16 protein-coding genes are annotated in these 14,080 nt (G+C 63.4%); 14 read left to right on the top strand and 2 right to left on the bottom strand.

From position 1 onward, the window contains the following. Positions 1-49 precede the first annotated feature (49 nt). The 13 genes from ACY65G_RS22485 to prsT all read left to right on the top strand — a co-directional run bounded on the left by ACY65G_RS22485 (position 50) and on the right by prsT (position 10,352). Positions 50-370 (top strand): hypothetical protein, encoded by a 321-nt coding sequence (locus ACY65G_RS22485; protein WP_464999511.1) that lies wholly within the window; start codon positions 50-52, stop codon positions 368-370. Continuing rightward, positions 367-726: a DUF2513 domain-containing protein gene (locus ACY65G_RS22480; RefSeq protein WP_464999510.1), complete on the top strand. Its 360-nt coding sequence runs from the start codon at positions 367-369 to the stop codon at positions 724-726. Before ACY65G_RS22485 ends, ACY65G_RS22480 begins: the two co-directional genes overlap by 4 nt. A gap of 555 nt (positions 727-1,281) precedes the next feature. Continuing rightward, the gene (locus tag ACY65G_RS22475) at positions 1,282-1,539 is read left to right on the top strand and encodes a hypothetical protein (protein WP_464999509.1); all 258 of its coding nucleotides are present in this window, start codon (positions 1,282-1,284) and stop codon (positions 1,537-1,539) included. Between the two features lie 182 nt (positions 1,540-1,721). Continuing rightward, entirely contained in the window at positions 1,722-1,895 is a 174-nt protein-coding gene (locus tag ACY65G_RS22470; protein ID WP_464999508.1) for a hypothetical protein, read from the top strand. 212 nt (positions 1,896-2,107) lie between these two features. Continuing rightward, a complete protein-coding gene (locus ACY65G_RS22465) occupies positions 2,108-2,455 on the top strand; it encodes a hypothetical protein (protein ID WP_464999507.1) in 348 nt (115 codons plus the stop codon). Then, a complete protein-coding gene (locus ACY65G_RS22460; RefSeq protein WP_464999506.1) occupies positions 2,452-2,847 on the top strand; it encodes a DUF551 domain-containing protein in 396 nt (131 codons plus the stop codon). The genes ACY65G_RS22465 and ACY65G_RS22460 overlap by 4 nt, the downstream gene beginning before the upstream one ends. Continuing rightward, complete coding sequence (locus ACY65G_RS22455) at positions 2,844-4,796, top strand: DNA cytosine methyltransferase (protein ID WP_464999505.1); 1,953 nt, start codon at positions 2,844-2,846, stop codon at positions 4,794-4,796. Before ACY65G_RS22460 ends, ACY65G_RS22455 begins: the two co-directional genes overlap by 4 nt. Next, positions 4,793-5,860 (top strand): hypothetical protein, encoded by a 1,068-nt coding sequence (locus ACY65G_RS22450; protein ID WP_464999504.1) that lies wholly within the window; start codon positions 4,793-4,795, stop codon positions 5,858-5,860. The genes ACY65G_RS22455 and ACY65G_RS22450 overlap by 4 nt, the downstream gene beginning before the upstream one ends. Next, positions 5,857-6,108 (top strand): hypothetical protein, encoded by a 252-nt coding sequence (locus ACY65G_RS22445; protein WP_464999503.1) that lies wholly within the window; start codon positions 5,857-5,859, stop codon positions 6,106-6,108. Before ACY65G_RS22450 ends, ACY65G_RS22445 begins: the two co-directional genes overlap by 4 nt. Positions 6,109-6,142: 34 nt before the next feature. Continuing rightward, the gene (locus tag ACY65G_RS22440; RefSeq protein ID WP_464999502.1) at positions 6,143-7,486 is read left to right on the top strand and encodes a hypothetical protein; all 1,344 of its coding nucleotides are present in this window, start codon (positions 6,143-6,145) and stop codon (positions 7,484-7,486) included. Continuing rightward, positions 7,486-7,683, top strand: a complete 198-nt coding sequence (locus ACY65G_RS22435; protein ID WP_464999501.1) for a DUF4224 domain-containing protein — start codon at positions 7,486-7,488, stop codon at positions 7,681-7,683. Before ACY65G_RS22440 ends, ACY65G_RS22435 begins: the two co-directional genes overlap by 1 nt. Further along, positions 7,684-8,865: a tyrosine-type recombinase/integrase gene (locus tag ACY65G_RS22430; RefSeq protein WP_464999500.1), complete on the top strand. Its 1,182-nt coding sequence runs from the start codon at positions 7,684-7,686 to the stop codon at positions 8,863-8,865. Positions 8,866-8,996: 131 nt separating this feature from the next. Continuing rightward, entirely contained in the window at positions 8,997-10,352 is a 1,356-nt protein-coding gene (prsT, locus tag ACY65G_RS22425) for an XrtA/PEP-CTERM system TPR-repeat protein PrsT (RefSeq protein ID WP_464999543.1), read from the top strand. Between the two features lie 99 nt (positions 10,353-10,451). Here prsT and ACY65G_RS22420 read toward each other — a convergent pair whose 3' ends face one another. Beyond that, positions 10,452-12,080: an FAD-binding oxidoreductase gene (locus ACY65G_RS22420; RefSeq protein WP_464999542.1), complete on the bottom strand. Its 1,629-nt coding sequence runs from the start codon at positions 12,078-12,080 to the stop codon at positions 10,452-10,454. Position 12,081: 1 nt separating this feature from the next. Further along, complete coding sequence (locus ACY65G_RS22415) at positions 12,082-12,825, bottom strand: N-acyl amino acid synthase FeeM domain-containing protein (protein WP_464999499.1); 744 nt, start codon at positions 12,823-12,825, stop codon at positions 12,082-12,084. Between the two features lie 223 nt (positions 12,826-13,048). Here ACY65G_RS22415 and ACY65G_RS22410 point away from each other — a divergent pair, with 223 nt between their 5' ends. Then, positions 13,049-13,939, top strand: a complete 891-nt coding sequence (locus ACY65G_RS22410; RefSeq protein ID WP_464999498.1) for an EDSAP-1 family PEP-CTERM protein — start codon at positions 13,049-13,051, stop codon at positions 13,937-13,939. The last annotated feature ends 141 nt before the right edge of the window (positions 13,940-14,080 follow it).

Here is a 14,080-nt window from a genome sequence, read left to right as displayed (position 1 = left end):
TCATTTTATAATCCGTTAATGCCTGAATGGTCGGGTTCCGGAGGATAGGATGGCGATGATTGCATGTGCTGAATGCAAAAAGGAAATCAGCAATACAGCGGCAGCTTGCCCTGGCTGTGGCGCAAAGGTGCCGAAATCGAAAACTTGGGTTTGGGTGCTCGTGGCCTTGCCCGTGCTTTTTTTGGGCTTCGGCGCCATTGTCGGCAATAGTCCAGATGCGAAGGAACGGGCCCACGCGCGAAGCGCAATCGAACTCTGTTGGGGTGAGCAAGGCCGGAAATCGAATGGCGCTGCCAACGCCCAGTTCATTGCTGGAGCTTGCGAGCTCATGGAGCGCAGGTTCCAGGAAAAGTATGGAGTTAATCCATGAAACGTGACATGGATCTTGTCCGCAAGATCCTAATGACCCTAGAAACCGCAACCCCATCTGGAACCTATCCAGACATCGAGGGCTATGACCACAGCACGATCGGGCACCACTGCCACCTGATGGCAGACGGTGGCTTGATACTGGCGATAGATGCTACGACTTACAGCGATATGCTACCGGTCGCAATTCCTCGTTCGCTGACCTGGCAGGGCCATGAGTTTTTGGACACCATGAAGGACGACACCATATGGGCCCAAGCGAAAGACAAAGTACTCAAGCCGGCCGGTGGCGTCGCCTTCACCGTTCTGAAGGACTGGCTTATCGCTGAGGCAAAGAGTCGGCTAGGACTGCCCTGAGCGCACGTGCGCAGTTAGCGTAGATCACGGCTCCGTGTTCCATCACACGCTTACCGAGAAGTTCGTCGGTTCGGTCAGCGCACGCAAATTGTTCGCGCGCGCTGACCTCCCATCCCTCTGCGAGCTTCGCCAAAACTTCCGGCATCGTTGACACACTACTCTCGCGCACTCGCGCACCAGTAGCTTCACATTGCAGTGGTGTCTCCGCTTCGCTACGACGTTTTTCATCTTGGGTGTTTGATTTTTTCTCCACCAGCCTTTCCCTTACCTCAACGGCATCCTTTGACCTTCACGCGCAGCTCTGTTCATAGAGCGCGCGACCCATCAGCCTTTCGGTCTAGGGCGCTAACTTCGCCACCCATATGCGTATCTCAGACCTTCCCACAGTACGCCTGTCCCCGCACGCCTGTCGTTACCCGGAGCGTGCGGCGGTTGAGTCTGTCACCTAACGGAACGCACTGTACCAGAAAAATTTGGAAGTTTAAACAAAATGTTTGACGTCGATCTTAAACATGGTGTTTAATACGTCATCGGCTCTGCAATTTTGTTTAAACCATGACGACCTCGACCCTCAACAGCTACTGGCTCACCTTCCGCGACGACTCCGCCGCATGCATCGACGCGGCGAACAGCACCGCAGCGATGAAGGGTGGCGAGCTGCTGCGAGGCCAGGCCGTCGCCAGGTGCGCGCAGCTGCCGAACCCTGCGGAACCGCGGCTCAACACCCTGGTGCCTGGTCCGGCTTACTGCCGCCAGCCCGCGATCTGCGCCGGTTCGTATGCATGCACTGCGCGCCGCGACTGCGCAGACTAATTCGAAAGTCACGATTCACCGCCGCAAGCGGTGACCAGACATGAGCCTCCTCGTAGCCGGGATCGACCGGTGCAGCGAGAGCATGAGGGGTCTCACGTGTGGTTCTCCCAACGCCAGCCTGACGACGCACAGGCCCAGCCGGACATGGACACCCGGCACCGACAACCCGCCAGGAGAACCACGTGAGCTACATCATCACTGCCCGCTTTGCTGACGGGCGCATCGAGAAGAACGAAGCGATCGGCCGCCTGGTCGCCCTGATCAACGCCGCGTACGACCGCGGCGCCCTGGGCGTCACCGCGATCGTCCACCGCACGCTGCCGGCCTCGAGCGAACGCCGCACCGCCCCACTCTAACGAGGAAACCATGACGAAGATGAACTGCTGGAGCGTCCCGATGGGATGGCTCCTGATGCCCCCGCTCGGCTTTTTCACTGGCGCACTCGTTGTCGCGGCGCGTCTGTGGGTGGGCGCATGAAGCCCGAGGACATCGGTCCGCTGCTCGCGGACGTCGCCGAGATCGCCGTGATCCTCGGCGCCCTGGCCGCCGTGGTGGTGTCGTGGCTGCCATGAACCAGCGGCGCCGGGCCGAAGATCGTGCGCCAGTCGAGGCGCCTTCCGAGTCGCCGTCGCGGCGCGACGCGGCCGAACGCCAGAACCGCGTGCTGCTGCATGCCTGGCAGACGGCGCACCCGGTGCTGTACGAGGGTCGACTGCATCACCTGCACACGCTGCAGTTCCAGAAGCCAGGCGGCGCACCCGAGGTGGTGGTCTACCTGGTCGGAAGTTCTGAGCCGGTGCCAGCCGAAGCGCTGACGCCTTGCCCGCACCACCGCAACACGCAGCGCGACTCGCCGGACACCGAAGACGCGGCGGCCCAGGCCGGCGCACCGAATGAAGAAATGGAGAACGCATGATGGAACAAGAACAAAACCACCTGGCCGGCGCGCGCGATCTGCAGCGTGTGCTGCCAGCCCCCGCCGCCGCGTCGGCACCTGCCGGCTACGTTCGCACCGACGCGCTCGCGCAGCTGCGCGACGAGCACGCCTACAGCGTCGGCCTGGTGGTATTCAAGAAGGCAGGCCCAGGCCGCACCGCGATCCATACGTCGCCGTTCGCGGACTGGACGCCGGCGGACGTGCGCCTGCCTGATGACGAAACCCTGGTGCTGATAGCGCTGAACGATGACGATGTCTGGACTGGCTACCGAGACGCCGGCATCTGGCGTTACCCGGACCGGACGCCGATCGACGCCGAGCGCGTCACGCACTGGATGCCGCTGCCGCCCCTGCCAGGAGCTGCAACGTGAAGCGAGACCTGTTCACCATGGCCTTGGATCTGGGCAGCGAGTTGATCATCGATAACTTCGCCGGTGGCGGCGGCACCAGCACGGGCCTCGAGGCTGCGTTCGGCCGCCCGGTCGACATCGCAATCAACCACGATCCGGAAGCGCTGGCCATGCACGCCATGAACCACCCGCACACGAAGCACCTGTGCGAGAGCGTGTGGGACGTGGACCCGATCGAGGTCACGAAAAACCAGCCGGTGGGCCTGGTCTGGCTGTCGCCCGACTGCAAGCACTTCAGCAAGGCGAAGGGCGGCAAGCCGGTCGAGAAGCGTATCCGGGGCCTGGCGTGGGTCGCGCTGCGCTGGGCGGCGAAGTGCAAGCCCCGCGTCATCATGCTGGAGAACGTCGAGGAGTTCCAGACGTGGGGCCCGCTGTTGGTCGCCGCCGACGGCAGCGCAAAGCCGGACCCGGCGCGCCGCGGCAAGACGTTCAAGAGCTTCGTTCGCCAGCTGGAAGGTCATGGCTACACGGTCGACTTCCGTGAGCTGCGCGCCTGCGACTTCGGCACGCCGACGATCCGGAAGCGCTTCTTCATGGTGGCGCGCCGCGACGGCCTGCCGATCCGCTGGCCGACCCCGACGCACGGCGCGCCGACGTCGCCGGCCGTGCTGGCCGGGAAGCTGCTGCCGTACCGCACGGCCGCCGAGTGTATCGACTGGTCCCTGCCCTGCCCGAGCATCTTCGAGCGCACTCGCGAACTGGCGCCGGCCACGATGCGCCGCATCGCCAAGGGCATCATGCGCTACGTGATCGACGCGGAGCGGCCGTTCATCGTGCCGCTCACGCACCAAGGCTCCGACCGCGTCGAATCGATCGACGAGCCAATGCGCACGGTCACCGGTGCGCAGCGAGGAGAGAAGGCGCTGGCATCGGCAACCCTGGTGCAGGTCGGCTACGGCGAACGCGCCGGCCAGGCGCCGCGCGCGCTGGACATCGGCGCACCGGTGGGCACGCTGGTCGCCAGCGGCAAGCATGCGCTCGTCACGGCGTTCCTGAACGAGCATGCCAACGCCACGAACCAGCGCGTCATGGCGGCGGACGAGCCGCTGCGCACCATCTGCGCCCAGGTGAAGGGCGGCCACTTCAGTCTGGTCTCGGCAGCACTGGTGGGCGTGGGCGGCCGGGCCGGCGACAGCCGCCCACGCGGCGCCGACGAGCCCACGGCAACCCAGACGGCGAAGGCGGACACGGCGATTGCCACCGCCTTCCTCGCAAAGCACTACACCGGCGTCGTCGGCTCCGCGCTGGTGGACCCGATCGGCACGGTGACCAGTAGCGACCACCACAGCCTGGTCACTGCGCACCTGACGAAGTTCCGCACCGGCTCGACTGGCAGCGAGCTCACCGAGCCTGTGCCGACGATTACCGCGGGTCCGAAGGAGAACCCCGCCGGCGCGCCGCACGCGCTCGGCATCGTGTCGAGCCACGTGGTGAAGCTGCGTGGCACCAGCACCGCGGCACCGGTCGATGAACCGCTGCACACGATCAGCGCCGGTGGCCAGCATCACGCGGAGGTGCGCGCCTTCCTGCTGAAATACTACGGCGCCGGCCACGATCAGAATTTGTCCGGGCCGCTGCACACGGTGACGACGAAGGACCGTTACGGCCTGGTGACAATCCACGGCCAGGACTACCAGATCGTGGACATCGGCCTGCGCATGCTCGCGCCGCACGAGCTGTACCTCGCGCAAGGCTTCCCAGGCGGCTACGTCATCAGAGAAATTCCGGACCCGGCCCGGCTGTTCGCCGACGGCGTGCAGGTGGCCGGCGACGTGCTCGCGCTGCCGCGTGTGCCGCTGACAAAATCGGCCCAGGTGCGCATGTGCGGCAACAGCGTCTGCCCGCCGCTGTCCGAGGCGCTGATCCGCGCGAACTTCACCCACGAACAATTTATGAGGACTGCAGCATGACCACTACCAACCTGCCGCGCGAAGCGGCCACCCTTTCCGCCATGGCCGGCGCCGCGCGTATCTGGCTGGGCCTGAATGACGCCGGCCAGGTCGCGCAATTCTTCACGAAGCAGCCGAGTGCTTCCGACTACCCTGCCCTGCGCCTGGTCGAATACACGTGCATGCCCGCCGAGCGCGCCGTCAGCACTCCAGCATCGCCTGCACCGACCGCCGCTGACGATCACTACAGCGACGATGAGAATTGCTCCTGCCCGAGCGGTAGCGGTAGCCTGCGCTGGCCTTGCCGAGTTCACCCGCCAGAAGCCGAGTTTGCAGCATCGCCTGCACCAGTAGCAGCGATCACCGACGCGCTGGCCGATGCGCGGAATGTGCGTCAGTGGATTCACGACGAGGTGCCCGAAGGCACGCGCGCCACGATCGGCAAATTGAACCGCATGGACCGAGTTATCGCCGCTCTTTCCTCTGCACCGATGGCACAGGCAGAGCCGTTCCAGCAGCGTGTGCAGCCGTGGATGATGGCGTGCTTCGGGCAGATGATCGCCGGTGATCGCGAAGAGCGAAACCACCGCTTCCTGGAAGAGTCGTTAGAGCTGGTGCAGTCCACCGGCTGCACGGCGCACGAGGCGCACCAGCTCGTGGACTACGTGTATGGCCGCCCGGTGGGCGAGCCCGCGCAGGAAGTGGGCGGCGTCATGGTTACGTTGGCCGCGCTGTGCCTCGCAAACGGCCTGGACATGCACGAGTGCGGTGAGGTGGAGCTGGCGCGCATCTGGACGAAGGTAGAGCAGATCCGCGCCAAGCAGGCCGCCAAGCCGAAGCACTCGCCGTTGCCTGTTGCCGCCACCCCGGCAGTAACGGCAGCGCCGAGCGAGCGGGAAACACGCGACTTCGTGCTGCACGAGGCCATGCAGGAATGCCGCGCGCTGATCGCCCATGTGGACAAGCACCGTCCCAGCGGCGAATGGGAGTCATACAACAACGGTATCAACGAGTGCATCGAGGCCATGGACAACATGCTGCGCGCCGCCCCTGCTGCGCCTATCGAGCGGGAGAATGGGCAATGAAGCCGTGGCTGTTAGTTATCGGCGCTGGCGTCTTGCTTAGCGAGGCGCTGCGGCAGCGGCTGGAACAAGGCGGGTGCAAAGTGGTGTTGAAGGCCGAGCCGCCCGACGACCGCACGCTGACGCTGGCCGAGCGTTTCGGCAACTTGGCGGTCACGCTTCCTGTGTTTGATGCAGTCCGCTACGAGCCGCCACCGCCCTGGATCAACAGCCAGCCGTGGTTGAAGCGCAAGAAAAAAGGCCGGTCCTGATCCCCACCATCCACCCAGCAGCAGAAAGAACACGATGAACACATACGAAAACGGTCCCGAAGGCATGCCGCGCGTCGAGCGGATGACCGACAAGGTGCTGGAATGCCTCATTGCAGGCTCGACCTACCGCTACCTCGTGAACTCGGTGGACGAGGATGAGCGCCACCGCATCTACAACCTCATGCACGCCGTTGCCGAAGAAACGCTTGCCCGTGTGCCTGCATTGCCAAGCGCCACCCCATCCCCTGGCACGGGCACCACCGCAAGCGCTGCGGGGACGGCTGTACGCGCCACCGAAGCCGGAACCCCGGCGAAGGGCGCGTCTGTGAAGCTGCGTTCCATTGCAGCGAACGTAGAATTCAAGGCTACCGCAATGGCCCTGCACTATAACTGGACGCCTGAGGATGTACACAAGCTGATAGGTATCGCTGATCAGCATGCAAGGGATCACGGCGACGCCCTTGCGGAAGAGGCGCGGCGGGAAGCGGCGGTAGAACTGAACAAGGTTCGTGCCGAGTACGAAGCGAAGTGGGCCAAAATGGTCGAAGAAACGCGGGCCGAAAAGGAAGCCCTGTATGCGAAGGTGGAGCGGATCGTTCAGCGCACGGCGGGCGGGGGTGCTGTGGCATACCGCTGGCGTTTCGAGGGCTGGGAGGCTGGCACTGGCTGGCAGTACGGCGCGAAGGCGCCCGAGCACGCGCACCGGAGCGGCTACATCCTCGAAGCGCTGGGAGTCATTGGCGAGCCAGTGGCAGAGGCAGCAGCGCAGGCGGATGACGGCGACCACTTCGCGCGCGTTGCTGCCATCGTAGCGACTTGGCCGGCATGGAAGCGCAGCGTGTTCTTGACGAAGTACAGCACAGCGCCCACAGCACAGCCGACACTGCCGGATGACGAGCGGGCAGCGTTTGAGCACTACGAGCGTGCGTCGGAGTTGAGCAGGGATGACGATTGCCCAACGGACTACGCAAATCCGTATGTGCAGTCAGCTTGGGAAGCATGGCAAGCCCGCGCCGCCCTTCGCCAACCGGGCGCGCTGCCGTCATCGATCAGCACCCTGGAAGCCGACACGGGCGCACGTCTGCGGCTCATTTGCCGGATGCTGGGAATCACGGAACTACCAGACAGCGATCAAGGCGTGTGGGACGTGGCATTCGCTGTGCTGGGCATGGTGCGGCGCGAGTTTGAAAAGCGTTTGGCGGGCGCGCTGCCGGATGAGGCAGAGGATGCGGCCGAAGGTGTCGAGCTGCTGGGGCAACTGATCGACTCTATCGAGAAGCACGGCAATTACAGCAAGGAAAGCACGCTGGGCTACCTTCACCAGATCCGGATGTGTTTCGCCGCCCTTGCTGCGAAGCAGGCCGGGAAGGAGGCGTGATGCAAGAAATCCTGTCCAACGCCGAGTTGTTCGAACTGACCCGGTACCGGCGGGCCGCCGAGCAACTGCGCGCGCTGAAGGAGCTGGGCGTGCCGGCGCGCCGCATGCGCGACAACACCGTGTGCGTGCTGCGCATGCACCTGATGGCCCCGGCCGCTTCGAACGTACCAACCATTCGACCGAAACTGAAACTGTAAATGAACCGGAAACGCAAGACCAACCGCGGCCTCCCCCGCCGCGTGTACGTGAACCACGGCGCCTATTACTTCGTGCCCACGGAAGCGACGATTGACCCGCGCAGCCCGAAAGCCGGGCCGAAGAAGTGGATCAAGCTGTGCACGCTGGAGGATGGCGAGCCGGCGATGCTCCAGGCGCTGGCGACGGTGCTGGGGAGCCCGGTGAATGCCGAGGGCATGATGCCGTGGTGCTGCGCCGAGTTCAAGGCCCGCATGCTGGGGGAGTACACGCCGCGAACCATCGTTACCTACGGCCGGCACTTAGATCTGATCGCCGACGTGTTCAGCGAATTCCACGCCACGCAGGTGACGACGAAGGACTGGGCTGACTTCCTGCGCGCGAAATACGTCGGTAAGGCGAATACGGCGCAGAAGATCACGGCGCTGGGCGGTAAGCTGTTTCGGTTCATCATCAGTGACTTGGGGCTGCGCCAGGACAACCCGATCGACCAGCTGGACATGTCCGCCTACCGCACGAAGGTGCGCACTGTGCTGGCCAGCCATGACCAAGTTGCGGCGATCCGCGCGGCGGCCCTGGTGGGCAGTCACGGGAAGCGCACGCCGACCGGCTTCATGTTCGTGTGCATAGTTGATATGGCCTATCTCTGCTGGCAGCGCGCGCAGGAGATTCGACTGCTGCAGGAATCGCAAATCCGCCCGGGGCCCGCCGGCTTGGCTGGCGGTTCCATTACCTTCCAACCTGGCAAGACGAAGCGCACGAGCGGTATCGTCGTGGACCTGACCATCACGGCGGCCATGGCGGAGGTAATCGAGCGCGCACGTGCGGAGAAGCGTCGTCGCGGCGTGGTGAGCATCTACGTGTTCCCGGCCACCAGCAACAAGAACGTCGGCCGTCCGTACTCTGGGGACAGCCTGATCGAAATGTGGATCGAAGCCCGCAAGCGTGCCATGGCGGAGGCAAAGGCCGAAGGCCGGGAGTTCGGGCCGAGCATCCAGTTCAAGGATCTTCGCTCACTCGGCGCGACGGACGCGGCCACCGGTGGCCAGCAGCACGAAGCGATCCAGACGCGGCTCGCGCACACGTCCGCCAAGACCACGAACATCTACATCAAGCGCGCCATCCCGAAGGTTTCGTCCCTCGACGTGGACCTGCCTTGGGGATCTCCAAAAGCGTCCGAATGACGCGATTCTGCTGCCAAATATCGAAGCGCAAACTACGCTGAAGGCCGCATTTTCTCGTGGCCTTCAAACCACTGTATATTTGGCTCGGATTCGTAGACAGCCAATAAGCAGTAGGGCTACTTCAATTACCCATCCCGCAGAACCTGCGTGCCGGCGTGCTGCTGGCCAAAAGCGATGTCGATGGCGCTCGCGCGGGTTTCACGCAGGCACTCGCGCTGGATCCGCTGTACATGCCCGCCCTGGACAACCTGGCCAATCTCGATATCGTGGAGAAAAAACCGGAAGAAGCACGCAAGCGCTACGAGGCGGCACTCGCCCGTGACGGAAAAAACGTGGTGCTGTTGACCTCCCTTGCCAAGCTGGAGGCACGTATCGGCCAGCCAGCCGAAGCAACGCGTTGGCTGGAACAGGCCACCAGGGACAATCCAAACGACAAGGAGTCAGCCCAGCAACTGGCCGACTTTTACCTGCAGACAGGCGAAAAACAGAAGGCCTTGACGTTGGCCCAGAAACTGCAGGCTACCGATACGGCCGATACCCGCGCGCTGGCCCTGCTTGCGCAGGCGCAGGAACTCGATCGCCAGAACGAGGCTGCCCTGGAGAGCTGGGAACGGCTCGCGTCGATGCAGCCCAAGTCGGCGGCCGTGCAGTTGCGGATTGCGGGTATCCACCTGGCTGCAAAGCGTTTCGATAATGCATTGCTGGCGACGCGCAAGGCAGTGAAGGCCGATCCGGACAGCGCGGACGCGATTGTGCTGCAGCATGCCCTGCTGATCGAAAAGAAAGCATACAGTGAAGCGCTCTCGGCCGCACAGTCGCTGCAAGCGCGCCATGCCGACTGGCCGCTTGGATTCAAGCTGGAGGGCGACGTGCTGATGGCCCAGCAAAAGCCTGGCGACGCGATTCAACGCTACCAGCGCGCCTTGCAGGTCGTTCCCTCGGGCACGATCGTGATCGCCCTGCATCGCGCCCTGGTGGCAGCCGGAAAACAGCAGGAGGCGGTGACGCAGGTGCGCCAATGGCTGGACAAACACCCGAACGATCTACAGATGCGCACCTACTACGCCAGCATGTTGATGGGTGACGGCGATCACAAGGCAGCAAGCCAGCAGTACCAGCACATCTTGCGCAGCGCTCCGGACAATCCCGCAATGCTGAACGATTACGCATGGTCGTTGCTCCAACTGAAAGATGCCCGCGCGCTCGAGTACGCGGAAAAAGCGTACAAGCTGGCACCGAAAAGCCCGGTCATTGCCGATACGCTTGCGGCGATCCTGCTCGACAAGGGAGAGCCGGCCCGAGCCTTGCCCCTGTTGAAATCGGCGATGGAACAGGCGCCTGCGGAAAACGATATCCGGCTGCGGTTCGCACAGGCGTTGTTCATGTCGGGCGATCGCAGCGGTGCCAGGGCGCAATGCGAAAAATTGTTGGCAGTGCCTGACTTCAAGCGCCAGGCCGAGGTGCGCGCGCTGATGGCGAAACTTTGAGGCGGCCCCGATGCGGCCAGCGGCGATGTGCCCTGGCCGGATCTTTGCAGCGAGTGCAGGTGCTGCCTTCCTGGCGGCTGCACTGAGCGCTGGGCCGCCTCATTCATGCGGCCGTTCGCGCGCCGAATATCGGCCAGGCGCAATCACATTCGCCGGATCAAGCGCGGCCTTGATCCGGCCCACCATGCGCCAGTAACCATCGTCGCCGCTGTCCAGGTCCGCCATCGACTGCAGGCCGACGCGATAGGGTATATAGCCGGCAGTCATCATGGTTTCAAAAATCTGGCCATAGCACAGGCGAGCCCGGTGCACTTCGGCGGGATCTTCGGCATCGTAGGCGACCGTCAGTACGCCGCCCAGCGCGCGCTCGTTGATCATGCTGAATGTTACGAACAGATCGAATCCGTGCTGGAGGAAGATCGGCGCGGCCAGCGCATGCACGCGCAGCAGATCCTCGCCGCGCATCGGCAGCACGGGCGACACCCATAACATGCCGCAGCGATCCAGCGCAGGATTGGCATTGACGGGGAATTCAGCCGGCAGGCCGCCCCGACGGCGCCAATAGGCGCCCGCCAGGAAGCGGCCGTTTGGAATGCCACGGTTCATCTCGAACAGCGAACGCCCCAGCGCCACCTTTGCCGCCAGGCGCTTTCCCGCACCGGTGCTGCCCAGCAGCCGGGCGGCAGTGGCAGCCAGGTCGAGCTTGCGTTCATCGAGGAACTGGATCTTGGCGCGCGTCGGTGCGAGCGCCCGGCGCACCGCACGCCGGGCAGCCGCCACCTGGTCGTTACTGCCATATAACGCGCCCGATACAGTCCAGGCGCCTACCCCCGCCGCTCTTCGCAGTTGCACCCGTATGTCGTCAGGCAAGGGCACCTTGCCGCCAGCCAGTTCACGTGGGAATGTGGTGCCGCCCGAAATCACCCGCAGATCATTGCCGATGTGCAGGATACTGCGCAATGTGCCGTCAAGCCGCAACGGACGCAGCGCGTCGATGATGGGAGCGATGTTGTCGTGCGCGTGCACCATGCACAGGAAATGGTTCAACGCCTCGGTTTTTGGCATCAGCCAGAGACCCAGGCTCGTGACGATACCCATGTTCGATTGCGTGAACAGCCCGTCCACGTAGGGGCCCACGCCATACGGATAGACGCGGTGGTTGACCGACGACGGGTAATGACCGAAGCCCGTGCGCACGACATTGCCGTCGGCAAGCACGAGTTCCATGCTTGCCACGTTCTGGAACCGGTTGCCATAGGGCGAATGCCCGAAGCCGCGTTCGAGGATATTGCCCATCAGGCTCGTGTCGGGACCAGCGCCGGTACAGTCCATCCACAGCGGCAGGTCTTGTTCCCGCAGGTATTGCGACAGCTGCAGCTGCGTGACGCCAGGCTCGATGACCACGTACGCAAGGGTCGCGTCGGCCTCGAGGATGCGGTTCATGCCCGACAGGTCGACAATCGCGTGGCCGTCGGCAAGCGCGCAGGCGTCGCCATAGCCCCAGTTGCGGCCGGCGCTGATCGGGTACAGCGGTACCCTGTATTCCGTGGCCGTGCGGGCCACCTGCGCCACTTCGGCGGTGCTGCCCGGCCTGAGAATGACGAGCGGCCGCGTGCTCCAGGATGACGTACTGGCGGCGTAGCGGTCCAGTGTCGGCGCATCGTCCAGCACGCGGTCCTGCCCCAGCAGCCGGCGCCATGCCGCCAGCGCCTCCACCGTGCCGCCCATGTCAGTCACGCCCCTGCTTGAGGCGTGTCGTAATGCCGGGTTCATCGCGCAGCGGGAAGAAATACGGGTAGAACGATCGCTCGCCTGGAGCATGCTCCATCTGGCCCGCAAAGGCGCGGATCTGTTCTCTCATGTATTCCAGTTCGAGGCGCAACAGCACGGCCGGCGCGCTCACCCGGGTACAGGGCCGCTCTCCACCGAAATCGCGGAAGCCCAGCATTCTCTTGTAGAACATCACGTGGCGCGGGTTGACTTCGATGACATAGTCCGAATAGTGATGAATGTTGTGCGCATAAATATAAGAAATATGGATCAGCGATGCAAAGACGCGTTTTGTGACGTCCTTGTCGATGGCCAGCCGGGAAGGCTCGCAGAGAAGCCTTCCTTCCGACCGCAGCTCGTCGAGCTTGTCGCGAAAGTTTTCATCCGCCGGGAGGCCGATTTCGGGATCGTCGAGACACAGCGACATGGTGCCGACCGTGGTTCCGGCAGTCTCCGCATAGAGCGTAATGCGGTTGGGCGCGTGCTCGCTGTCGGCATCGATATCATAGCCCCGCCAGCCGTACATTTTGCGTAATAACAAGTTTGCGGCCTCACGGTGACCGTCGGTACTGGCCATGCGGATATGGAAGAGCTGCATGTCGATCGAATGGGTGTGGGCCACGCCGGCTTCCTGCTCCCGAATCACCAAATCGCGCAATTTCGCGGCAGCTTCGAAGGAAATGATGGTGTCGTCGTGTTGCACGTCTGCTCCTGAAGTCTTGAAGGTCGATGCACATCAGACCGCTGTTCGGGCAGTGAGTTCCGTGGAACGTCGGACTTTTTTGCATATCGACGACGACGCCGCGACGCATTTTCGTAAGGTCTTGATTCTGCATACGTATCAGCAAGTGGCACGAATGCTGCTGAGTAGTGGCTCGTCGGCACAGATTCTCTGGCCATAACCACTTATCAAGGAGTAGCAAGCCATGAATATCATCAGGAAAGGCTTTCTGGTCACGGCCGCCGCTGTAACGCTCGCGTTCAGCGCCGCCGGCAGCGCCCAGGCACATGCTTATGCGGATTCCATCCTGAACATCAATAACCTGATTTTCGTGAATTCCGGGGGAACCCAGTATGCGGCGAATGACTTCTCGACGCTGGTCGTAAACAACACCCGCCTTGCAACGGCAACCGTTGGCAGCCTGCCCCCGCCGCTGAGCAGTGCAATTGGCCCGATCTGCGTCGGGGCTTGCCCGTCGGTGCCGCTGGTGCCACGCTTTGGCCAGATCCCCGTGCCCGCCGTCCTCAGCACGTTCGGCTACGGTGACACCGAACTGGCCGGTTCGGCCATTACCCCCGGCGGCGCGACGGCGAATACCCGCGCAACCGCCTCGGTTGGCTCAGGCTCGGATACCGCATCGGGCAATGCCAACACCGGCACGACGACGTCGTTCGTGTTCGCTCTCGACGCGGCGGATTCGATCACCGTCAATTTCGATGCCGATGCGCATACCCTGGCGCATACCCCGGCGGGTGCCAGCGACCTGTCCGTGGCCAACGCACGCCTGTCGTGGAGCATCCAGATTCAGGATCTGGAGACCGGCGCTTCCGTGCTGTCCTATTCACCGGAGGAAATCAATGGTGACTCGCTCGTCAGCCGCACGCATGCCCTGACAGGCACGTCGGAGTACGATTTCGCTGGTTTCCTGACGGCCACCAGCGATGTCCTGGTTGCGGGCAGGACCTACCAGCTGACGATTCAACACAACACGTTTGCCGACGCGCTGCAGGAGGAAGTACCGGAACCGGCAACGCTGGCCATCCTGGCTGCAGGCCTGCTCAGCATGTCGCTGGTCAACCGCCGTCGCAAATCCTGAGCGACTGATCGCGTTACTGGTGAGCGTACCGCCGAGGTCACTGGCGGTACGCTTTTTTTTTGACAGGACGCAAGAGCTCAGCAGGTACGGACCCGACCGTCCAAACCCAGCCATATAATCGATCGGACTAGGTTGACGCGG

The organism is Pseudoduganella sp. jia 12 (assembly GCF_055502675.1).
This window is presented reverse-complemented; position numbering and strand designations above follow the sequence as displayed.

Coding starts and splice junctions, on each gene's coding strand:
- ACY65G_RS22440 (WP_464999502.1), top strand. CDS start 6,143: ATGAACACATACGAAAACGGTCCCGAAGGCATGCCGCGCGTCGAGCGG.
- ACY65G_RS22480 (WP_464999510.1), top strand. CDS start 367: ATGAAACGTGACATGGATCTTGTCCGCAAGATCCTAATGACCCTAGAA.
- ACY65G_RS22465 (WP_464999507.1), top strand. CDS start 2,108: ATGAACCAGCGGCGCCGGGCCGAAGATCGTGCGCCAGTCGAGGCGCCT.
- ACY65G_RS22460 (WP_464999506.1), top strand. CDS start 2,452: ATGATGGAACAAGAACAAAACCACCTGGCCGGCGCGCGCGATCTGCAG.
- ACY65G_RS22410 (WP_464999498.1), top strand. CDS start 13,049: ATGAATATCATCAGGAAAGGCTTTCTGGTCACGGCCGCCGCTGTAACG.
- ACY65G_RS22445 (WP_464999503.1), top strand. CDS start 5,857: ATGAAGCCGTGGCTGTTAGTTATCGGCGCTGGCGTCTTGCTTAGCGAG.
- ACY65G_RS22435 (WP_464999501.1), top strand. CDS start 7,486: ATGCAAGAAATCCTGTCCAACGCCGAGTTGTTCGAACTGACCCGGTAC.
- ACY65G_RS22430 (WP_464999500.1), top strand. CDS start 7,684: ATGAACCGGAAACGCAAGACCAACCGCGGCCTCCCCCGCCGCGTGTAC.
- ACY65G_RS22475 (WP_464999509.1), top strand. CDS start 1,282: ATGACGACCTCGACCCTCAACAGCTACTGGCTCACCTTCCGCGACGAC.
- ACY65G_RS22450 (WP_464999504.1), top strand. CDS start 4,793: ATGACCACTACCAACCTGCCGCGCGAAGCGGCCACCCTTTCCGCCATG.
- ACY65G_RS22485 (WP_464999511.1), top strand. CDS start 50: ATGGCGATGATTGCATGTGCTGAATGCAAAAAGGAAATCAGCAATACA.
- ACY65G_RS22420 (WP_464999542.1), bottom strand. CDS start 12,080: ATGGGCGGCACGGTGGAGGCGCTGGCGGCATGGCGCCGGCTGCTGGGG.